This is a genomic window from Mycolicibacterium smegmatis (assembly GCF_001457595.1).
GTDB lineage: Bacteria > Actinomycetota > Actinomycetes > Mycobacteriales > Mycobacteriaceae > Mycobacterium > Mycobacterium smegmatis.
On the sequence record NZ_LN831039.1, the window covers coordinates 3,901,140 to 3,922,640 of the forward strand.

General features: G+C 67.4%; 19 protein-coding genes and 1 rRNA gene. 6 read left to right on the top strand and 14 right to left on the bottom strand.

Annotated features, from left to right (window positions below; translation table 11 throughout):
• Positions 1-156: 156 nt before the first annotated feature.
• The 3 genes from AT701_RS18785 to AT701_RS18795 form a co-directional block, all read right to left on the bottom strand.
• A 16S ribosomal RNA gene (locus AT701_RS18785) occupies positions 157-1,678 on the bottom strand.
• A 355-nt stretch (positions 1,679-2,033) separates the two neighbouring features.
• Positions 2,034-3,356, bottom strand: a complete 1,323-nt coding sequence (tyrS, locus tag AT701_RS18790) for a tyrosine--tRNA ligase (RefSeq protein WP_058126391.1) — start codon at positions 3,354-3,356, stop codon at positions 2,034-2,036.
• Positions 3,357-3,362: 6 nt separating this feature from the next.
• Complete coding sequence (locus AT701_RS18795; protein ID WP_003895202.1) at positions 3,363-3,986, bottom strand: DNA-3-methyladenine glycosylase; 624 nt, start codon at positions 3,984-3,986, stop codon at positions 3,363-3,365.
• Positions 3,987-4,060: 74 nt separating this feature from the next.
• Between AT701_RS18795 and AT701_RS18800 the strand changes: the two genes are divergently transcribed.
• From AT701_RS18800 to AT701_RS18820, 5 genes are all read left to right on the top strand, one after another.
• Complete coding sequence (locus AT701_RS18800; RefSeq protein ID WP_003895203.1) at positions 4,061-4,270, top strand: helix-turn-helix domain-containing protein; 210 nt, start codon at positions 4,061-4,063, stop codon at positions 4,268-4,270.
• A gap of 2 nt (positions 4,271-4,272) precedes the next feature.
• On the top strand, positions 4,273-4,839 hold the full coding sequence (locus AT701_RS18805; protein WP_058126392.1) for a Clp protease N-terminal domain-containing protein: 567 nt from the start codon (positions 4,273-4,275) through the stop codon (positions 4,837-4,839).
• A gap of 76 nt (positions 4,840-4,915) precedes the next feature.
• Entirely contained in the window at positions 4,916-5,680 is a 765-nt protein-coding gene (locus AT701_RS18810) for an ABC transporter ATP-binding protein (RefSeq protein WP_058126393.1), read from the top strand.
• Positions 5,620-6,447, top strand: coding sequence for an ABC transporter permease (locus AT701_RS18815; RefSeq protein WP_162267870.1), 828 nt, complete (start codon positions 5,620-5,622; stop codon positions 6,445-6,447). Before AT701_RS18810 ends, AT701_RS18815 begins: the two co-directional genes overlap by 61 nt.
• A 13-nt stretch (positions 6,448-6,460) precedes the next feature.
• Positions 6,461-7,096 (top strand): TetR/AcrR family transcriptional regulator, encoded by a 636-nt coding sequence (locus tag AT701_RS18820; RefSeq protein ID WP_003895207.1) that lies wholly within the window; start codon positions 6,461-6,463, stop codon positions 7,094-7,096.
• On the opposite strand, the gene AT701_RS18825 is transcribed toward AT701_RS18820, so the two are convergent.
• The 3 genes from AT701_RS18825 to AT701_RS18835 form a co-directional block, all read right to left on the bottom strand.
• Entirely contained in the window at positions 7,070-7,279 is a 210-nt protein-coding gene (locus AT701_RS18825; protein ID WP_003895208.1) for a Trm112 family protein, read from the bottom strand. The genes AT701_RS18820 and AT701_RS18825 overlap by 27 nt on opposite strands.
• A 9-nt stretch (positions 7,280-7,288) precedes the next feature.
• The gene (locus AT701_RS18830; protein WP_003895209.1) at positions 7,289-7,825 is read right to left on the bottom strand and encodes a hypothetical protein; all 537 of its coding nucleotides are present in this window, start codon (positions 7,823-7,825) and stop codon (positions 7,289-7,291) included.
• 75 nt (positions 7,826-7,900) lie between these two features.
• Positions 7,901-10,894 (bottom strand): acyl-CoA synthetase, encoded by a 2,994-nt coding sequence (locus AT701_RS18835; RefSeq protein WP_011729310.1) that lies wholly within the window; start codon positions 10,892-10,894, stop codon positions 7,901-7,903.
• Between the two features lie 244 nt (positions 10,895-11,138).
• On the opposite strand from AT701_RS18835, the gene AT701_RS18840 reads away from it, so the two are divergent.
• Positions 11,139-12,911, top strand: a complete 1,773-nt coding sequence (locus AT701_RS18840) for an ABC-F family ATP-binding cassette domain-containing protein (RefSeq protein WP_011729311.1) — start codon at positions 11,139-11,141, stop codon at positions 12,909-12,911.
• 112 nt (positions 12,912-13,023) lie between these two features.
• On the opposite strand, the gene argH is transcribed toward AT701_RS18840, so the two are convergent.
• The 8 genes from argH to argC all read right to left on the bottom strand — a co-directional run bounded on the left by argH (position 13,024) and on the right by argC (position 21,435).
• The gene (gene argH, locus AT701_RS18845; protein WP_011729312.1) at positions 13,024-14,433 is read right to left on the bottom strand and encodes an argininosuccinate lyase; all 1,410 of its coding nucleotides are present in this window, start codon (positions 14,431-14,433) and stop codon (positions 13,024-13,026) included.
• A 92-nt stretch (positions 14,434-14,525) separates the two neighbouring features.
• A complete protein-coding gene (locus AT701_RS18850; protein ID WP_011729313.1) occupies positions 14,526-15,725 on the bottom strand; it encodes an argininosuccinate synthase in 1,200 nt (399 codons plus the stop codon).
• Between the two features lie 25 nt (positions 15,726-15,750).
• A complete protein-coding gene (locus tag AT701_RS18855) occupies positions 15,751-16,227 on the bottom strand; it encodes an arginine repressor (protein WP_003895215.1) in 477 nt (158 codons plus the stop codon).
• A gap of 4 nt (positions 16,228-16,231) precedes the next feature.
• A complete protein-coding gene (gene argF / locus AT701_RS18860) occupies positions 16,232-17,155 on the bottom strand; it encodes an ornithine carbamoyltransferase (protein WP_011729314.1) in 924 nt (307 codons plus the stop codon).
• A complete protein-coding gene (locus AT701_RS18865; protein ID WP_058126394.1) occupies positions 17,152-18,324 on the bottom strand; it encodes an acetylornithine transaminase in 1,173 nt (390 codons plus the stop codon). The genes argF and AT701_RS18865 overlap by 4 nt, the downstream gene beginning before the upstream one ends.
• Positions 18,321-19,202 carry an acetylglutamate kinase gene (argB, locus tag AT701_RS18870; RefSeq protein WP_058126395.1) on the bottom strand — a complete coding sequence of 294 codons (882 nt, stop codon included), beginning with the start codon at positions 19,200-19,202 and terminating at the stop codon, positions 18,321-18,323. The genes AT701_RS18865 and argB overlap by 4 nt, the downstream gene beginning before the upstream one ends.
• Positions 19,199-20,407, bottom strand: coding sequence for a bifunctional glutamate N-acetyltransferase/amino-acid acetyltransferase ArgJ (gene argJ / locus AT701_RS18875; protein ID WP_036453268.1), 1,209 nt, complete (start codon positions 20,405-20,407; stop codon positions 19,199-19,201). The genes argB and argJ overlap by 4 nt, the downstream gene beginning before the upstream one ends.
• Positions 20,404-21,435 carry an N-acetyl-gamma-glutamyl-phosphate reductase gene (gene argC, locus AT701_RS18880; protein ID WP_058126396.1) on the bottom strand — a complete coding sequence of 344 codons (1,032 nt, stop codon included), beginning with the start codon at positions 21,433-21,435 and terminating at the stop codon, positions 20,404-20,406. The genes argJ and argC overlap by 4 nt, the downstream gene beginning before the upstream one ends.
• Positions 21,436-21,501: the final 66 nt, after the last annotated feature.

Below are 21,501 nucleotides of genomic sequence, written 5' to 3' on the forward strand. Positions count from 1 at the left end.
CAGGGCCCAATAGTGTGTCTGGCAGTCCATCGAAACAGCGTTTCCCACACCGCATCTCAACGTTTGCTGTGCACCAAGCCGGCGCCACTACAGCGCTCCAGCTCCTCACGGCTCACACCCTCCCCAACGGAGAGTGTCTCTCGTGGTGCTCCTTAGAAAGGAGGTGATCCAGCCGCACCTTCCGGTACGGCTACCTTGTTACGACTTCGTCCCAATCGCCGATCCCACCTTCGACGGCTCCCTCCACAAGGGTTAGGCCACCGGCTTCGGGTGTTACCGACTTTCATGACGTGACGGGCGGTGTGTACAAGGCCCGGGAACGTATTCACCGCAGCGTTGCTGATCTGCGATTACTAGCGACTCCGACTTCACGGGGTCGAGTTGCAGACCCCGATCCGAACTGAGACCGGCTTTGAAAGGATTCGCTCCACCTCACGGCATCGCAGCCCTTTGTACCGGCCATTGTAGCATGTGTGAAGCCCTGGACATAAGGGGCATGATGACTTGACGTCATCCCCACCTTCCTCCGAGTTGACCCCGGCAGTCTCTCACGAGTCCCCACCATAACGTGCTGGCAACATGAGACAAGGGTTGCGCTCGTTGCGGGACTTAACCCAACATCTCACGACACGAGCTGACGACAGCCATGCACCACCTGCACACAGGCCACAAGGGAACCGACATCTCTGCCGGCGTCCTGTGCATGTCAAACCCAGGTAAGGTTCTTCGCGTTGCATCGAATTAATCCACATGCTCCGCCGCTTGTGCGGGCCCCCGTCAATTCCTTTGAGTTTTAGCCTTGCGGCCGTACTCCCCAGGCGGGGTACTTAATGCGTTAGCTACGGCACGGATCCCAAGGAAGGAAACCCACACCTAGTACCCACCGTTTACGGCGTGGACTACCAGGGTATCTAATCCTGTTCGCTCCCCACGCTTTCGCTCCTCAGCGTCAGTTACTGCCCAGAGACCCGCCTTCGCCACCGGTGTTCCTCCTGATATCTGCGCATTCCACCGCTACACCAGGAATTCCAGTCTCCCCTGCAGTACTCTAGTCTGCCCGTATCGCCCGCACGCCCACAGTTAAGCTGTGAGTTTTCACGAACAACGCGACAAACCACCTACGAGCTCTTTACGCCCAGTAATTCCGGACAACGCTCGGACCCTACGTATTACCGCGGCTGCTGGCACGTAGTTGGCCGGTCCTTCTTCTGCACATACCGTCACTTGCGCTTCGTCTGTGCTGAAAGAGGTTTACAACCCGAAGGCCGTCATCCCTCACGCGGCGTCGCTGCATCAGGCTTGCGCCCATTGTGCAATATTCCCCACTGCTGCCTCCCGTAGGAGTCTGGGCCGTATCTCAGTCCCAGTGTGGCCGGTCACCCTCTCAGGCCGGCTACCCGTCGTCGCCTTGGTAGGCCATCACCCCACCAACAAGCTGATAGGCCGCGGGCCCATCCCACACCGCAAAAGCTTTCCCCTACCAGGCCATGCGACCAGCAGGGTGTATTCGGTATTAGACCCAGTTTCCCAGGCTTATCCCAAAGTGCAGGGCAGATCACCCACGTGTTACTCACCCGTTCGCCACTCGAGTACCCCCGAAAGGGCCTTTCCGTTCGACTTGCATGTGTTAAGCACGCCGCCAGCGTTCGTCCTGAGCCAGGATCAAACTCTCCAAACAAAAACAACCCATCCAAAGACAGGTGAATTCACAATCAGAGAAAATCTGACCTAACAAAAAGACACCAAAACTGGCATCAAAAACATCCACCCCTAAACGGGAAAAAGAGGCGGACAAAAAACAACAAACAAAAACCACCAAACACACTATTGAGTTCTCAAACAACACGCCCGACTTTGCCGCGCAAGAATCCGGCGGCTAAAAGCCGCTGCATTCTCTAGTGGCAGCGAGGATCCCCCACCTTAGTGGGAGTCTCTCTCGGACTTTGTCTTCGCTTCCCGGCTGGGCCGTGTCGCTCTGACCTGGAATAAGTTACGTCCTTGGAAACTGGGAGTCAAATCCCCAGGTCAGAGGGCTATTTTCCCTGGTCAGACGCGGTCACCCGGCGCACCCCCGCAATGTGGCGCTTGCCACGCCGCAACACCAGCCAGCCCTCATGCAGGAAATCGGATTCTTGTGGTACCCACTCGTCGCTTTCGACGCGCGCGTTGTTCACATAAACGCCGCCCTCGGCGACCGTCCGACGCGCCGCTCCCTTGCTGTTCGACAGCCCGGTCGCCACCAGAAGGTCGACGATCGAGTCCGGCCCGCCAGGAGCCAGCTCGGCGACCTGGCCGTTGCCGGCCTCGCGCAACGCCGCCGACAACGTCGATTCGTCGAGGTCGGCGAGCTCGCCGCGGCCGAACAGTGCCCGACTGGCGTACTCGACCGATTTCGTCGCGCCTTCCCCGTGCACCAGAGTCGTCAGTTCACGGGCCAGACGACGCTGAGCAGCGCGTTCGTGCGGCCGGTTCTCGGTCGCGTCGGCGAGTTCAGCCAGCTCGTCGGGCGTCAGGAAGGTGAACCAGCGCAGGTAACCCAGGACGTCGGCGTCGGCCGTGTTGACGAAGTACTGGTACCAGGCATACGGGCTGGTCATCTCCGGATCCAGCCAGAGATTGCCACCACCGGTCGATTTGCCGAACTTCTTGCCCTCGGAGTCGGTGACCAGCGGCGTCGTCATCGCGTGAACCGTCGCGCCGATCTTCTGACGCACCAGCCGCACGCCGGCGACGATGTTGCCCCACTGGTCGGATCCGCCGACCTGCAATGCGCAACCGTGCCGTTGGTGCAGTTCGACGTAGTCGTTGGCCTGCAACAGCATGTAGCTGAACTCGGTGTAGGAGATGCCGTCACCCTCCAGGCGGCGGCGCACGGTCTCGCGGTCGAGCATGACGTTGACCGAGAAGTACTTGCCGATGTCACGCAGGAAGCTGATCGCCGAGAGCTCCCCGGTCCAGGTCAGGTTGTTCTCGACGATGGCGCCGGTCGGCGAGCCGTCGAACTCCACGAACCGTTCGAGCTGGCCGCGGATCCGGTCCGCCCAGTCGGCCACGGTGTCCTCGGTGTTCATCGTGCGCTCGCCGGTGTCCCGGGGATCACCGATCATCCCGGTCGCGCCGCCGGCCAGCACGATGGGCCGATGGCCGGCCTGCTGGAAACGGCGCAGCGTGAGCAGCGGAACCAGATGCCCCGCGTGCAGGCTCGGAGCGGTCGGATCGAACCCGGAATAGACGGTCATCGGCCCCTTGGCGAGGTCGCTCGCCAAGGCCTCACGGTCCGTCGACTGTGCGATCAGCCCGCGCCAGTCCAACTCATCGAGGATTCCGGTTGCGCTTGAAGTCACGGGAACGATCATCCCGCATCAGTCACTGCTGCCGGGCGCCGGTGCTCGCGGGCTGCGCCGGTAAGCCGACACCTCGGGCGTCGACGCGAGCCAGAAACGCCACGGACGATCGGCCGCCTGGCTGACCCCGACGCGGGGGCCTTCGAGAACGTCGGCCGACCCCGGAGCGCGTCCGTCAAGACTCAACCGGACCGGGCTCGCGTCGTCGAAGAGGTCGATTCCGTTGTCTTCCATGACGATTCCGAGAGCAGAGCACAGATTTCCGGGTCCGCGGGCCAACCCCTTGGGCGGCACCTGCGGGCCGCGTCGACGCTGTGCACTGTCGACTCCGTCCGTCACGACCGCTGCGCGCAGCAGTACGGCGCCGGCCACCCCGTCGTATCCACACACGACATTGGCGCATACGTGGATGCCGTGACTGCGGTAGGTGTACAGGTGCCCCGGCGGACCGAACATCACCGAGTTCCGCACGCCGGGCCCGCGGAACGAATGCGACGCCGCGTCCGGCCACGGGCCGTCCGGCGGTCCGCCGTAGGCCTCGACCTCGACGATCGTGGCGGTGACGTCCCGCCCGACGAGGTGGGCGCCGATCAGCCGACGTGCCGCGGCGATCGGATCACCGGTCAGCAGGTCGACGCTCATCGATGCGATTGTGCCTGTTCCTTTTGTGTCAAGTTTTCTTGACGCCGCTCATGTCGTCAAGCTAACTTGACGACATGAGCGACGAACCGACCACCGATGCCATGGCCAGCGTGGATCCCGCGGTCGGGCTCGATGCGGTGCGCGCACTGCGCCGCCTGCAGGAACGACTCGAGGCCATCCACGTCGCGAATGCCCGCGCACAGGGCTGGAGCTGGCAGGCCATCGCGGCCGCCCTCGGCGTCAGTCGCCAGGCCGTCCACCAGAAGTACAACCGGAGGAGTTGACGATGTTCGAGCGGTTCAGCCGGCATGCCCGCGTCGCGGTGGTGCTCGCCCAGGAGGAGGCGCGGGAACTGCAATGCGATGAGATCCGGCCCGAACACCTGCTGGTGGGAGTGCTGCAGAGTGCCGGGCGCGACCTCGGCGCGCTGCTCGCGGGCCACGGACTGACCGCGGAGGCCGTGCGGGCTGGACTCGGCGCCGTTGCCACCCCGGAGGACGAGACCTTCGAGCGCGACGCCGACGCGCTGCGGTCGATCGGCATCGATCTGCATGCCGTGCGCGACAGTGTGTCGCGCAGTTTCGGCGCCGATGCATGGGACGGCGCGTTACAGCGCTCCGGACGACGCCGTCGCCGCCGCGGGCATATCCCGTTCACCAAGCCCGCCAAGAAGGCGCTCGAGCTGGCGCTGCGAGAAGCCCTCGCGCACAAGGACTCTGTCATCGAATCCGAGCATGTGCTGCTCGGGATCCTGCGGGGCGCCGACGACCACACGCTGTCGCTGATCACCGAGTACGTCGACGTCGCGCGGTTGCGGGCCGACATCGTCGGCCTGCTGGAGTCCGCCGCCTGAGCCAGGCGCCGCCGGCGCCGAAATGTCTCGGCGCATCGTCTTCCCACCGGACTACGGCAGGCCTAGAATTCATTGCATGATGACTTCATCGCGCGATGAATTGTCGGGAGCGCCGGCCGAACGGGAACCCGCGGTCGACATCGACGGATTGCACGTCGTGCGCGGCGGCAGACCCGTGGTGCGCGACGTGACCGTACGCATCGCGCGCGGCACCATCACCGGCCTGCTCGGCCCGTCGGGCTGCGGCAAGACGACTCTCATGCGCTGCATCGTCGGCACCCAGATCGTCGCGAAAGGGACGGTCACGGTGCTCGGCCACCCGGCGGGCTCGGCCCCGCTGCGGCACCGCGTCGGTTACGTGACGCAGAACCCCACGATCTACGACGACCTGCGCGTCATCGACAACGTGCGCTACTTCGCGGCGCTGTACGGCACCTCCCCCGCAGCGGCCGATCAGGCCGTCGACGCGGTCGGCCTCGGTGACCAGCGCAGCGCATACTGCGGCAATCTCTCGGGAGGCCAGCGCACACGCGCGTCGCTCGCATGTGCGCTGGTCGCCGAACCCGAACTGCTGGTCCTCGACGAGCCGACCGTCGGACTCGACCCAGTTCTCCGCGTCGATCTGTGGCAGCAGTTCAACGACCTGGCCGCGAAAGGCACCACGCTGCTGGTCTCCAGTCACGTCATGGATGAGGCAGATCACTGCGGTGACCTGCTGCTCATGCGCGAGGGCCGGCTCCTCGCCCACACCACCCCGGCCCGGCTTCGAGAGGACACCTCATGCAGTTCCCTGGAACAAGCGTTCCTGGCCGTCATCAGGCAGTACACCGCGGCAGCGTGAGTGTTCGGCGGCCGGGTTCGCGCGCGTACCTCGCCACCACCACCCGGATCCTGCGGCAACTCGCCGGCGACCACCGCAGCGTCGCGATGATCCTGCTGGTGCCGAGCCTGATCATCACGCTGATCTATTTCATGTTCGACGACGTCCCGCAGCGCCCCGGCGCACCGTCGCCGTTCGACACCGCGTGCCTGATCATGCTCGGTGTCTTCCCGCTGATCGTGATGTTCCTGATCACGTCGATCACCATGCAACGCGAACGCGTGTCGGGGACGCTCGAACGCATTCTGACCACACCGTTGCGACGGTTCGATCTGTTGGCGGCGTACGGCACGGCGTTCTCGCTCGCGGCCGCCGCCCAGGCCACCCTCGCCTGCATCGTCGCGTTCTGGTTGCTGGGGTTTCACACCGAGGGCAGCCCGCTGCTGGTGGTCGGCATCGCGATCGTCAACGCCGTGCTGGGTGTCGGACTCGGCCTGCTGTGCAGTGCGTTCGCGCGCACCGAGTTCCAGGCCGTGCAGTTCATGCCGCTGGTCATCGCGCCGCAGCTGCTGTTGTGCGGGATCATCGTGCCGCGCGCCGCGCTGCCGGAGTGGCTGCAGTGGGTGAGCAACGCGCTGCCCGCCAGTTACGCGTTGGAGGCACTGCAGGAGGTCGGCGCATATCCTGACCTGACTGCCACCGCGGTACGCGACATCTCTGTGGTGGTGGGGTTCGCCGTGCTGGCGCTGTGTCTGGCGGCGGCGACACTGCGCAGACGGACACCATGACCCGAGGAACGAGTTGACCGCCACCTCTGACACCGGACGCGCGCGCAAACGCCCCGGCCGACCGCCCGGCGCGTCGGACACCCGCGATCGGATCCTCGCGTCGGCACGAGAGTTGTTCGCGCGCAACGGCTTCGACAAGACCTCGATCCGTGCGGTCGCGGCGGGTGCCGACGTCGACCCGGCACTGGTCCATCACTACTTCGGCACCAAGACCCAGCTGTTCGCGGCGGCCATCCACATTCCCATCGACCCGCTGGAGGTCATCGGGCCGCTGCGCGAGGTGCCCGTCGAGCAGATCGGGCACACCCTGCCGAGGCTGCTGCTGCCGCTGTGGGATTCCGAACTCGGCAAGGGCTTCATCGCCACGTTGCGGTCGATACTGGCCGGCAACGACGTGTCCCTCGTGCGGTCGTTCCTGCAGGAGGTCATCGTCGGCGAGGTCGGCTCGCGCGTCGACAACCCGGCCGGCAGCGGCCGCATCCGCGTGCAGTACGTGGCATCGCAGCTGGTGGGTGTCGTGATGGCGCGCTACATCCTCGAACTCGAACCGTTCAAGTCGCTGCCGGTCGAGCAGATCGCCGAGACCATCGGCCCGAACCTGCAGCGTTATCTCACCGGCGAGTTACCGGGATTCGGCGCGCTCGATTAGCCGTTGGTGTTCGGCGTCGTCCTCGATCGCGACCGCCTCGTCGACCAGCAACACCGGGATGCCGTCCTCGATGCGGTAGGCCCGGCGCAGCCGCGGGTTGTACAGCCATTCGTCACCGACCAGTAGGAGCGGACCGCGATCCTGCGGGCAGACCAGGATGCTCAGCAGTTTTTCGTCGATCACACCGCGACGCTATCCGACGGGCAGCGCGATGCCGCCACTCGGCCCGATGAACACTCCGGTGTTGTTCGGGTTGGTCGGGTCGACCGGCATGCCGGGAGGCGCCTGGTTGATGCCGGCGGTGACCCCGCCGCTGGTGACCGACGCCTGGTTCTGGGCCTGCAGCTTGCGCTGGTAGGACAGCGTGCTCTTGAGCGCCTCGACGAGCGGAGTCTGGTTGGGGCGCTTGTCGAGTGCCTCCGCGAGCGCGGTCGCGTTGGAGTTGGACGGACGGTAGCCCTGCTGGCGCAGTTTCATCACGTCGTGGATCAGGTTGGAGACCTGTCCCCCGCCGCGGCCCGTGGCGTATTCGTTGGCGATCTGGGCCAGCACCTCATCGGGCGAGATCTTCGGTACCGGCGCGTCGTTCTCCTTGGTTGACGGCACCGCGTACGCAGTCGGCGCGGCGGCGCCGATCAGAAGTCCAGTAGCCAGTGCGCCGCCCGCGATGGCTGCGGGGACGGCGCGGCGCCAACCGTAGGGTTTCGTGCTGCCAGTTCGTGCTGCCATCAATCCTCCAGTCAGTCTGCCGCCAGCGGGAGCCTAACAGCGCCCCCGCCGCCGGGCACGGTGGTTCGTGATGCCCTATTGCGTCGGAACCGCCGCGTCGTCGGTGTCGTCCCCGGCCAGCTCGGTGCGCACGGCCTGGGTCAACCTCTTGTACGTCCCTGTATCGGCGTCGAAGTACCAAGAGTTACGCCGGTGCGGTTTCGGGATGCCTGCCGCGCGCAGCGGAGCCACGAGGGGCCGGTACGTGGCACTGAGTTCCATGTCGGGAACGACGTGGACGAAATCGGGCGGATTGCCGACCGGCAGGTCCGTCAGCGCCACGGTCAGATCGGCCGTCGGGATGCTGCCGCCCGGCCGCAGTGCGAGCGCCGTGACGGCCACCTCACGGTCCCCCAGATCCACGCCGTAGGTGACCGCCATGTCGACGGCGTTGAGGCGTCCTGCGGCGTCGCTGATGGTCGTGGCGAACACCGGTCCGCGTTCGGTGCGGATCACCGCACTGCGGTTGTCCACCTGCCAGTAGTCGCCGTCCTCGTCGCGGCGGAACAGATATTCCGTCGACACCCAGGTGTCGGCCGGCGCGAACACGCCGCGCTTGACCACCGCGGTCGGGTCGACCGGGCCACGCGGACGCGCCAGCAGCACCCCGACCTCGTCGGCCTCGGCCCGGCGGACGAAGCCCTGCTCGTCTTCCAGGATGAGGTCGTCGTCGGGGTCGTAGGCCGCCAGTTCGATCTGTCCGCCGCCCGGCAGCGGGCGTCCCTTGCTCCCGACCTTGTGGCCGGACACGTTGGCCAGCACCGCCTGCCCGTCGGTGGTCGCGAAGAATTCGACCACCTGCGCCGGTTCGAAGACCTCGGTCACACGTTTCCACAGCCCGGCGGGCATGCCCGAGCCGATGAACACCCGGACGGAGTGGCTTCCTTTGAGGGTGAACGACGGATCGTCGATCACCTCACGCAGCATCGCCCACGTGTAGGACACCACGGTGACGCCGTACTGGCGGATCTCCTGCAGGAACCGGTTGGGCTGCAATCCCCGGGACAGTGCGATGCGCGAGCCGCCGACCACGGCGCCGCCCAGGCTCACCAGCAGACCGGACTGGTGGTGCAACGGGGTGAGGCAGTACACGGTGTCCGCCCTGCCCAGATTGGCGGCCGAGGCGGTGCCGAACGCCGACAGCGCCCAGCGGTAGTTGGTGATCTGGCGAGGGATCAGTTCGCCGCCGATCGTGCTGAAACCGACGAACGCGAGGTCGCGCGCCAGACCCGGGTTGGGGCGGTACCACCCGGGCAGTTCCACGCTGTCGGGATCGATCTGTTCCATGTCGGTGACGTCGGCACCGTCGGGCAGGTTGAGGTTGCGATCCTCGCCGCCGCCGAGCACCAGCACCCGCACGTCGAGGGCGAGCGCGGCCTCCAGATGGGTGGGATCGGCGATGATCTCCGACACGCCGCCCAGGCGGATCGCCTCCGCCAGGTCGACGTCGGGCGGGATCAGCACGGCCACCGCGCCGAGGCGGGACAGCGCCGCGATCGCCACCAGCGCACTGGGGCGCGTCTCCATCAGGACGCCGACGTGCGCACCCTGTCGCACCCCCACGTCGATCAGGCCGCGCACCACGTTGTTGATGCGACGATCCACGGCCTCGTACGTGTGGACCCGGCCGTCGAACAACAACGCCTCGCCGCTGGGGGCGTTGCGGGCCTGCTCACTCATGATGCGGCCCAGCGAGATCCGGGTGTGGTCGTTGACCTGACCGAGGCGCGCCAGCCTGGGCAGCGTCCGGGCGGTCTCGACGACGAGGGTTCGAGCCGACTTGTTGGCGGCCACCAGTGCGTCGGCCGCGTTGCGGGCCACCTCAAAGGCCACCTCCGTCGCGGCGTTGGCGCCGTGGGTGATGCGCGACGAGATCGAGACGCCGCCCTCGTGCTGGTCGGGCGGCTGCGTCGCCATCGGGACCACGCCCTCGGGCATCGGCTCGCCGATCTCGAGGCTCTTCACCCACTGCGCGACGGTCGGCCACGTCTGCTCGGAGGCCTTGGATCCCACGACGAGGCCGAAATGCCCTGCCCTGATGAGGTATTCGTACACGTCGGCCTGTGGGGCGGCGCGCTTGATGCCGCGGACCGAGGCGGGCTGGCCGATGTCGTCGACCTCGCCCACGACGGCCAGGATCGGGCAGTTGATGTCGGAGAGCGTCACCAGGTCGCCGTGGATCGAGAAGCCACCGGTGATCATCCGGTTGTGCGCGATGAACTGCTTGAGCAGTTCCGAGATCGCCGGACCGGACCACGCGATCCAGCCCTCGGACGCCAGGAAGCGGCGCTGCTGCTCGCGCGGCAGCAGGGCCTCGCGGTCGTGCAACTGGCGCAGGAAGTCGATGCGTGACTGCGCGGTCTTGATCGGGTCGAGCATCTGGAAGCCCGTGCGCGCGAGCCACCCGGGGATGTCGATCCGGCTGAAGACGTGATCGGCCATGAAGTCCGCCGCGGCGGGCGCGATGCTCGACGGCAGGTTCATCGGCAGCGCCGCCAGCGTGTCCACGGGCGAACCGAACGCGATGATGCTCGCCAGGTCTTTCGAGCGGCGGTAGGCCGCGGCCTGATAGGCGAACATGCCGCCCTGCGAATAGCCCGCCAGGTGCACGTCGCGCCCGGTGACCTCACGGACGGTGTCGATGGCCTCGCTCAGCGCGACGACGTGATCGGCGAGGGTGCGCTCCATGCCGCCCTCGACCTTGTCGGGTTCGCCGAAATCGATGACCCACGGATCGATCCCCGCGCGGTGCAGGATGCCGACCGCCCCGGATTCACGCGTGACGTCCCACATGTCGGCGGACATCATCATGGGGTGCACCATCAGCACCGGCGGGCCGACAATCTGCGCGCCGGGACGCGCGTCGGGCGGAAAATACCGGCGCAGCTTGAACATCGGCACGCTCTGGATGATCTGGAACGGCGACGGCACCGCGCCGGTCTCCAGCCCGCCGTAGCGCAGCACCTCGAGACCGTTCTGCGCCGTCGCCAGTAACCGCTCGATGGGCTTGGTCACTGCCGAGAAATCCACCAAAGTTTGCTCCCCACATCACGGCCCGAATCCCCGATCGACGAGGCCATGATGGCACAACCATCGTCGCTGCTTCCGGTAATGGATCCAGCACACCGGTGTGACGTACCGCAACAGCGACGGTGCCGGACAAAGTCGGGTGGCCCATCTGCCGTTTGCCGCTACCCGGAATCGTCACGTGCCGACAGTGAGCGCCCGACCGGTGGGGCGAGGGGCCCGCGCCGGACGATAGGGTCGTCTGGCCATGGCACACCTGCTCGGGGGCGAAGCCCTACACCTGGAATACCCCACCGGGGTCGTCCTGGATTCGGTCACCGTCGGCGTCAGTGAAGGCGATCGGATCGGCATCGTGGGCCGCAACGGCGACGGCAAATCGACGCTGATGGGCCTGCTGACGGGACGCATCACGCCGCATTCGGGACGGGTCACCCGCCGCGGCGGCCTTCGCGTCGGCGCCCTGGATCAGACCGACACCCTGCAGCCCGACCGCACCGTCGTGTGGTCACTCGTCGGGGACCGGCCCGAACACGAGTGGGCCGGCGACGCCAAGGTGCGCGACGTGATGTCCGGGCTGGTCGCCGACATCGCGTTCGACGCGACCATCTCGACCCTCTCCGGCGGGCAGCGCCGGCGCGTACAGCTGGCCGCGCTGCTGATCGGCGACTGGGACGTCATCGCCCTCGACGAGCCCACCAACCACCTCGACATCCAGGGCATCACCTGGCTGACCGAGCATCTCAAGCAGCGCTGGGCCCGCGGGGCCGGCGGGCTGCTGCTGATCACGCACGACCGCTGGTTCCTCGACGAGGTCGCGACCACGACGTGGGAAGTACACGACCGGATCGTCGAACCGTTCGAAGGCGGCTACGCCGCGTACGTGCTGCAGCGCGTCGAACGTGACCGCCAGGCCGCGGCCGCAGAGGCCAAGCGGCAGAACCTGTTACGCAAGGAACTGGCGTGGCTGCGCCGAGGCGCGCCCGCGCGCACGTCGAAGCCGAAGTTCCGCATCGACGCCGCAAACGCGCTGATCTCCGACGTCCCTCCGCTGCGCAACAGCGTCGAGCTGTCCCGCGCCGCGATGGCCCGACTGGGCAAGGACGTCATCGACCTGCTCGACGTCTCGGTGACCTACGACGGGCGTGAAGTGCTGCGTGACATCGAATGGCGCATCGCACCCGGCGAGCGGACCGGCATCCTCGGCGCCAACGGTGCGGGCAAGTCGACCCTGCTGGGTCTGATCTCGGGCACCGTGGCCCCGACGACGGGCCGGGTCAAGCGCGGCAAGACCGTGAAACTGGCGATCCTGGACCAGCAGTCCAGTGAGCTGCAGGCCGTCGAGGGTGACATGGTGCGTGAGGTGGTCGGTCGCCTGCAGACCACCTACCAGATCGACGGCAAGGACTACACGCCCGCGCAGTTGCTGGAGCGTCTGGGCTTCGCGCGTGATCAGCTGTCTACACGCGTCGGCGAACTGTCCGGCGGCCAGCGCCGCCGTCTGCAGCTGATGCTCGTGCTGCTGTCCGAGCCCAACGTGCTGGTGCTCGACGAGCCCACCAACGACGTCGACACCGACATGCTGACCGCGACCGAGGATCTGCTGGATTCCTGGCCCGGCACACTGATCGTGGTGTCCCACGACCGGTACCTGCTCGAGCGGGTCACCGATCAGCAGTACGCGATCCTCGACGGCCGGCTGCGTCACCTTCCCGGCGGCGTCGACGAATACCTCAAGCTCGCCGCGCAACGCGCCGACCGTCCCGCCCCGCGCCCGGAAGCCGCACCCGCCGAAGGGCTTTCCGGTGCCGAGCTGCGCAACATCGAGAAAGAGATCGCCTCGATCGACCGGTCACTGGCCAAGTTCTCCGACCGGATCGCGGCCAAACACGAAGAACTCGCCGCCCACGACCAGTCCGATCACGTGGGTCTCGGCAAGCTCACCGCGGAACTGCGCGAGTTGGAGAATCAGGTCGCCGAGCTCGAGGCGCGGTGGATGGAGCTGTCCGAGAAGCTCGAGTAGTCGGGCTGATTCGGTGGCCGGTGCGGGCCCTGCGCCGAGATTGCATCGAGGGACAAAACCGTCGCGATTTCTGTCCCTGGCTTCAATCTCGGCGCGACGCCCGCGGGGGCGGTCAGCTCAGCCGGATCCGCAACTCCTCCATGGCCTTGCGGACCACACCGAGCTGCTTGGCAACCTGGGTCGGCGCCGTCCCGCCGCGCGCGTTGCGCGCGTTGACCGAACCCTCGACCGTCAGCACCTCGCGCACGTCCGGGGTGAGCGCAGGGTTGATCGACGCGAACTCGTCGTCGGTGAGTGCGTCGAGGCCGACACCCCGACCCTCGGCGACCTTGACCGCGGCACCGGCGGCTTCGTGGGCGATGCGGAACGGAACACCCTGTCGGACAAGCCATTCGGCGATGTCGGTGGCCAGGGTGTACCCGGCCGGGGCAAGCTCGGCCATACGTTCTTCATCGAAGGTCAAGGTGCCGACGAGTCCGGCCATGGCGGGCAGCAGCAGTTCCAGCTGCGCCACCGAGTCGAAGACGGGTTCCTTGTCCTCCTGCAGATCGCGGTTGTAGGCCAGCGGCTGCGCCTTGAGCGTCGCCAGCAGACCGGTGAGATTGCCGATGAGCCGGCCGGACTTGCCGCGCGCCAGCTCGGCGATGTCGGGATTCTTCTTCTGCGGCATGATCGAGCTTCCCGTCGACCACGCGTCGTGCAACGTGACGTAACCGAACTCGGTCGAGCTCCACAGGATGATGTCCTCGGCGAGCCGGGACAGGTCCACACCGATCTGGGCAAACACGAACGCCGCCTCCGCCGCGAAATCCCGTGAGGCGGTCGCGTCGACGGAATTGTCTGCGGCCGAGGCGAATCCGAGGTCCTCCGCGATCGCGTCGGGATCCAGGCCCAGCGACGACCCGGCGAGCGCGCCCGACCCGTACGGGGACACCGCGGTGCGGTCATCGAAATCGGCGAGACGATCGACGTCGCGCAGCAGCGGATGCGCGTGCGCCAGCAGATGGTGCGCCAACAGGATGGGCTGTGCGGCCTGCAGGTGGGTCTTGCCCGGCATGATCGCGGTGGGATGCGCGGCGGCCTGGACCGCGAGCGCGTTGACCACCTCGAGGCAACCGTCGGCGACGCGGCGCACCGCGTCGCGCAGCCACATCCGGAACAGTGTGGCCACCTGGTCGTTGCGGGAGCGGCCCGCACGCAGCCGGCCACCCAGGTCGGGACCGACGCGGTCGATCAGGCCCCGCTCCAGCGCACCGTGCACGTCCTCGTCGGTGGGCAGCGGTTCGAAGCTTCCGTCGGCGACGTCGGAGCCCAGGCTGTCGAGACCCGCGAGCAGGCCGTCGCGCTGTTCGTCGGTGAGCAGACCGGCGCGGTGCAGTACCCGGGCGTGAGCCTTCGACGCCTTGATGTCGTAGGGCGCGAGTGCCCAGTCGAAGTGCGTCGACTTGCTCAGTGCCGCTAGGGCGTCGGACGGTCCGTCAGCGAACCGACCGCCCCACAGCGATCCCTCGTTGGTACTCATGTCACCCTCACTGTCGTACGAGCGTGCGTGTTCTGCTGCCGTTTTGCGGTACGTCGGGCAGCAGACACGCACGCTCGCGGTGCTTGCTGAAGCTAGATGCCCAGGTCGCGCTTGGCCGAGATCCGCGAGCTGAGGCCGTGCAGGTGCACGAACCCCTTGGCTGCGGACTGGTCGAAGCTGTCGCCCTCGTCGTAGGTGGCGAGGTTGAAGTCGTAGAGCGACTCCGCGCTGCGCCGGCCGTTGACCGAGATGTGGCCGCCGTGCAGCACGAGCCGGATCTCGCCGGAGACGTGCTCCTGGGTGTGCGCGACGAACGACTCCAACGCGCGCTTGAGCGGCGAGTACCACAGGCCGTCGTACACCAGCTCGCCCCACTTCTGGTCGGTGTGCCGCTTGAACCGGCCCAGCTCACGCTCAAGCGTGACGTGCTCGAGCTCGGTGTGGGCGGTGATGAGCACCATGGCGCCGGGGGCCTCGTAGATCTCGCGGCTCTTGATGCCGACCAGCCGGTCCTCGACCACGTCGAGGCGGCCGACACCCTGCGCTCCCGCGCGGCGGTTGAGTTCCTCGATGGCCTGCAGCACGCTCACCGGGCGGCCGTCGATGGAGACCGGCACACCCTTGTCGAAGCCGATGACGACCTCGTCGGGGGTGTTCCAGTGGACCGTGGGGTCCTCGGTGTAGTCGTAGACGTCCTTGGTGGGCGCGTTCCAGAGGTGCTCCAGGAAGCCGGTTTCCACCGCACGACCCCACACGTTCTGGTCGATCGAGAACGGCGAACGCTTGGTCACGTTGATCGGGATCGCGTTCTCCTCGGCGAACGCGATGGCCTTCTCACGGGTCCAGGCGTAATCGCGGACCGGGGCGAGCACCTGCAGATCCGGTGCCAGCGAAGCGAATCCGACCTCGAAGCGCACCTGGTCGTTGCCCTTGCCGGTGCAGCCGTGCGCGACGACGCCGCCGCCGTGCTCGCGGGCCGCCTTGACGAGGTGCTTGACGATCAGCGGACGACTGATCGCCGACACCAGCGGGTAGCGGTCCATGTAGAGCGCGTTGGACTGGATGGTGGGAAGGCAGTATTCCTCGGCGAACTCGTCGCGCGCGTCGACGACGACGGCCTCGACGGCACCGCAGTCCAGTGCGCGCTGGCGCACCACTTCCATATCCTCGCCGCCCTGGCCGAGGTCGATGGCGACGGCGACGACCTCCTTGCCGGTTTCCTTGCCGATCCAGCTGATCGCCACCGAGGTATCGAGACCTCCGGAGTACGCCAGGATGACGCGTTCGGACATGTGAGCAATCTCCTTTATTCCAGCTCTAATTCAAGTTTTCGAGGGTGCCGGCGAGCTCGGCACCGGTCATGGGCTCGCGCGCCACCACCAGGATGGTGTCGTCTCCGGCGACGGTGCCGACCACATAGGGCAGCGCGGCACGGTCGATGGCGGCAGCCAAGTAATGCGCAGCCCCGGGCGGGGTACGCAGCACGGCAAGGTTAGCGCTGGCATCGGTGGACACCAGCAACTCCCCCAGCAACCGGGCCAGCCGCTCGGTGCCGCCCGAGACGCCCCGCACCGGGCTGCCGTCCTCGGGCACGACGTAGACGCCGACGCCACCGTCGGCGCCGCGCAGTTTCACCGCACCGAGCTCTTCCAGATCACGCGACAGCGTGGCCTGGGTGACGTCGATACCTTCGGCGGCCAGCATCGCGGCCAGCTCGCCCTGGCTGCGCACCGAGTTCGACGACAGCAACGCGACAATGCGCGCCTGCCTGGCGGCTCGGGTCGACGCGGTCACGGGCTTACCGCTTCTCCAGCAGCCAGACCAGCAGCGCCTTCTGGGCGTGCAGCCGGTTCTCGGCCTCGTCGAACACCGCACTCTGCGGCCCGTCGATCACCTCGTCGGTGATCTCGTGGCCCCGGTGGGCAGGCAGGCAGTGCAGCACCACGGCGGCCGGGTCGGCGAGCTCGAGCAGGTCGGCGTTGACCTGGAACGGACGGAACGGGCGCACCCGGTCCAGACCGTCGTTCTCCTGGCCCATCGACGTCCAGGTGTCGGTCACCAGCACGTCGGCGCCGTCGGCACCGGCCTTCGCATCCTTCGTGAGAGCGACGGTCGCGCCGGTCTCCGCCGCGCGACGGCGTGCGGCGTCGACGAACCGGGGATCGGGTTCGAAGCCGTCCGGCGCGGCGATCGTGACGTGGACGCCCGCGGTCACGCCGCCCAGCATCAACGAGTGCGCCATGTTGTTGGCGCCGTCGCCGAAGTACGTCATGCGCAGGCCCGCCAGCTTGCCCTTGCGCTCGGCGAGGGTCTGCAGGTCGGCGAGCACCTGGCACGGGTGGAACTCGTCGGACAGCGCGTTGACGATCGGGACGGAGGCGCCACTGGCCATCGCGGTCAGGCGCTCCTGGGCGAACGTGCGCCACACGATCGCGTCGACGTAACGCGACAGCACCGCCCCGGTGTCCTCGAGGGTCTCCTCGCGGCCCAATTGCGTGCTGCGTCCGTCGACGACGATGGCGTGTCCACCGAGCTGGGCGATGCCCATCTCGAACGAGAACCGCGTACGCGTCGAGTTCTTCTCGAAGATCACCGCGACGCCGCGCGGACCCTCCAGCGGTCGCCGCGAGAACGGCGTCTTCTTGAGGTCGGCGGCCAGGGTGAGTACCTCGGCCTGCTCTTCGGGCGACAGGTCGTCGTCACGCAGGAAATGCCGGATCATGAGTCCTCCGCAGCAGTGTCGAGCACAGCGGGCAGCGCGGTGATGAACGCCTCGATCTGCCCTTCGGTGATGATCAGTGGTGGTGCGAGCCGCACCACCTCGGGGGCGGCCGCGTTCACCAGGAACCCGGCGTCACGTGCGGCGGTCTCGACGGCCTTGGCCGACGGGACGGTCAGCACGATGCCCTGCAGCAGGCCTTTTCCACGCACTTTGTCCACGAGCGGGTGGCCCAGCTCCTCGATGCCGTGGCTCAGGGTCTTGCCGAGCACACCGGCGCGCGCGACGAGGTCCTCGGCGGCCAGGGTCTTGAGTACGGCCAGTCCGGCCGCGGTGCACACCGGGTTGCCGCCGAACGTGCTGCCGTGCAGGCCCGGGGTGAGCAGGTCGCCGGTCGCGCCGACGGCCAGGCAGGCGCCGATCGGCAGCCCGCCGCCCAGGCCCTTGGCCATGGTCACCACGTCGGGCACGATCCCGTCGTGCTGGTGGGCGAAGAACGCGCCCGTGCGGCCGACGCCGGTCTGCACCTCGTCGAGCACCAGTAGCGCACCGTGCTTCGACGTGATCTCACGCGCGGCAACCAGATAGCCGGCGGGTGGGACGACGACGCCGCCCTCCCCCATGATCGGCTCGAGGAACACCGCCGCGGTCTGGTCGTCAACGGCGGCTTCGAGTGCGGCGACGTCGCCGTATGGGACGTGCACGACGTTGCCCGGCAGCGGTTCGAACGGGGCCTGCTTGCTGGGCTGACCCGTCAGTGCCAGCGAGCCCATGGTGCGGCCGTGGAAAGCGCCTTCTGCGGCAACGATTTTGGTCTTGCCGGTCAAGCGGGTGATCTTGAACGCGACCTCGTTGGCCTCGGTGCCGGAGTTGCAGAAGAACACCCGTGCCTGCGTGCCGAGCTGCCCGACGAGGGCCTCGGCGAGCGCGATGCCGGGTTCGGTGGCATACAGGTTCGACGTGTGGCCCAGGGTGTTGAGCTGGGTGGTGACCGCCTCGATGACCGCGGGATGGCGGTGCCCGAGCAGGTTCACCGCGATGCCCCCGAGCAGGTCCAGGTACTCGCGCCCGTAGGCGTCGGTGACCACCGCGCCCTCACCGCTGACCAGCGACAACGGCGGCGTGCCGTAGTTGTTCATCATCACCGCTTCCCAGCGGCTCTGGAGCGTCATTGGGCCACCACCTTGGTCCCGGTCCCTTCGTCGGTGAAAAGCTCGACCAGCACGCAATGTTCGACACGGCCGTCGATCACGTGTGCGCTGGGCACGCCGCCGTTGACGGCGCGCAGGCACGCCTCGATCTTGGGCACCATGCCCGATTCGAGCTTCGGCAGCAGCTGTGTCAGTGCGCCCGTGTCGATCTCGCTGACCAGCGAGGTGCGGTCGGGCCAGTCGGTGTAGAGACCTTCGACATCGGTGAGCATCACGAGCTTCTCGGCGCCGAGCGCCTCGGCCAACGCGGCCGCGGCCGTGTCGGCGTTGATGTTGTGCACCACACCGTCGGCGTCGGGGGCGATGGTCGACACCACCGGGATCCTGCCTGCGGCAATGAGATCCAGCAGCGAACCCGCGTTGACGTGTTCGACGTCGCCGACCAGGCCGATGTCGGTGGCCACGCCGTCCACGGTCACGTTGCGCCGCACGGCGGTGAACAGCTGCGCGTCCTCACCGGTGACACCGACCGCGTACGGCCCGTGCGCGTTGATGAGGTTGACCAGCTCGCGCCCCACCTGACCGAACAGCACCATGCGGGCGACGTCGAGCACCTCGGGCGTGGTGACGCGGAAGCCACCTTTGAAATCGCCTTCGATGCCGAGCCGTTTCAGCATCGCGCTGATCTGCGGGCCGCCGCCGTGCACCACCACGGGGTGGATGCCGCAGTTGCGCAGGAACACCATGTCCGCGGCGAACGCGGCCTTGAGCACATCGTCGGTCATGGCGTTGCCGCCGTATTTGACCACCACGATCTTGGCGTGCAGTTGCTTGAGCCACGGCAACGCCGAGGCCAGGACGTCGGCCTTGAACCCTCGGTCGATGGACGGGGTGCTCATGAGCTGTACGCCGAGTTCTCTTCGACGTAGGCGTGCGAGAGGTCCGTCGTCCGCACGGTGGCGCTGTGTTCACCGGACGCCAGGTCGATCACGACGTCGATGTCCGCGCCGGAGAGGTCGACCTCACGGGCTCCCGGCGCCCCGGCGCCGTCGATGCACACGGGAGATCCGTTGAACGACACGCTGATCCGCTGCGGGTCCAGCGTCACCGGGGCGATGCCGACGGCGGCGAGCACCCGGCCCCAGTTGGCGTCGGAACCGAACAGCGCGGTCTTGACCAGGCTGTCGCGGGCGACGGCACGCGCGGCAACGAGTGCCTCGTCCTCGCTGACCGCACCGGTGACGGTGATGTTGATCCGTTTGGTGACGCCCTCGGCGTCGGCCTGCAGCTGAGCGCACAGGTCATTGCAGACCGCGAGGACCGCGGCGTCGAGTTCGTCCTGACTGGGCGTGAACTCGCTGGCACCCGAGCTCAGCAGGAGCACGGTGTCGTTGGTCGAGCAGCTGCCGTCGATGTCGAGGCGGTCGAACGTCTTGGCCGCGGCACGGCGCAGCGCGGTGTCCAACGCGGCCGAGTCGGCGACGGCGTCGGTGGTGAGCACCACCAGCATGGTGGCCAGCGACGGCGCCAGCATGCCCGCACCCTTGGCCATGCCGCCGACGGTCCAGTTCTCGGCATGCAGCGCAACCTGTTTCGGCACGGTGTCGGTGGTCATGATGGCCCGGGCGGCCTCTTCACCACCGGTCAGCCCTCCGGCCATCTCATGCACGATCTCGGTGACGCCGGCCAGCACCTTGTCCATCGGCAACCGGTCGCCGATCAGCCCGGTGGAGCACACCGCGACCTCGATCGCCCCGGTCTCGGTGCCCCAGTCGGACAGGGCTGCGGCGACGGCCTCGGCGGTGGCGTGGGCGTCCTGGAAGCCGAGCGCACCGGTGCAGGCGTTGGCACCGCCGGAGTTGAGGATGACCGCGCGCAGGTTGCCCGTGGTGAGCACCTGCTGCGACCACTGCACCGGGGCCGCCTTGATCTGGTTGCGGGTGAACACGCCTGCCGCGTTGTGGTCGGGACCCTCGTTGAACACCAGCGCCAGGTCCAGCGCTCCGGAAGCCTTGATACCCGCGGCGATTCCGGTGGCCCGGAACCCGGCAGGCGCGGTCACGCCCTGCGTCCGCACCAGCTTGGCATCCACATTCGACGTCACGGTGCCACTCCCACGATCGAAAGTCCTTCGGTTTCGGGCCAGCCCAGGGCCAGGTTCATGGATTGCACTGCGGCACCACCAGTGCCCTTGGTCAGGTTGTCGATCGCACAGATGGCCACCAGCGTCTTGGCCTCGGTGTCCACCGCGATCTGGATCTGCGCGGCGTTGCTACCGATCACCGAACCGGTCTTGGGCAGTTGCCCTTCCGGCAGCAGGTGGATGAACGGCTCGGCGCCGTAGGCCTTTTCGTACGCGGCCCGGATCTCGGGCTCGGTGGCGGTGGTCGGCGCGGTGCACGTGGCGAGGATGCCGCGCGAGGTCGGGATGAGAACCGGAGTGAACGACACCGTGACGGGCTTGTCGGTGACCTTGCGCAGACCCTGCGCGATCTCCGGGGTGTGCCGGTGCTTGCCGCCGACGTTGTAGGCGCGCGCCGACCCGATGACCTCGGCGCCCAGCAGGTCGACCTTGGCGGACTTGCCCGCACCCGAGGTGCCGCTGACGGCGACGACGGTGACGTTGGGTTCGACCAGACCAGCCGCGACCGCGGGCAGCAGGGCCAGCAGCGCCGACGTCGGGTAGCAACCCGGCACGGCGATGCGGGTCGCGCCCTTGAGCGCCTCGCGGCCGCCGGGCAGTTCGGGAAGGCCGTAGGGCCAGGTGCCGGCGTGGGCGCTGCCGTAGAACTTCTCCCAGTCGGCGGCCTCGGCCAGCCGGAAATCCGCACCGCAGTCGATGATGACGGTGTCACCCAGTTGGGTGGCCAGCGCGGCCGAATGTCCGTGCGGCAACGCCAGGAACACCACGTCGTGGCCGGTCAGCACCTCGACGTCGGTGGATTCGAGGACTCGGTCCGCCAGAGGCAGCAGGTGTGGGTGATGCTCGCCCAACGTGGTGCCCGCGCTGGATGCGGCGGTCAGCGCACCGATCGTCAGCCTGCCGTCGGCATAGGCCGGATGGCCCAGCAGCAGCCGGAGAATTTCGCCTCCCGCATACCCGCTGGCACCCGCCACGGCTATCGAAGTCATGCAGACATTTTTGCATTTTTATGCATATCTATGCAAATTCATTAAGCGGCGCCCGTCACCCTGCAC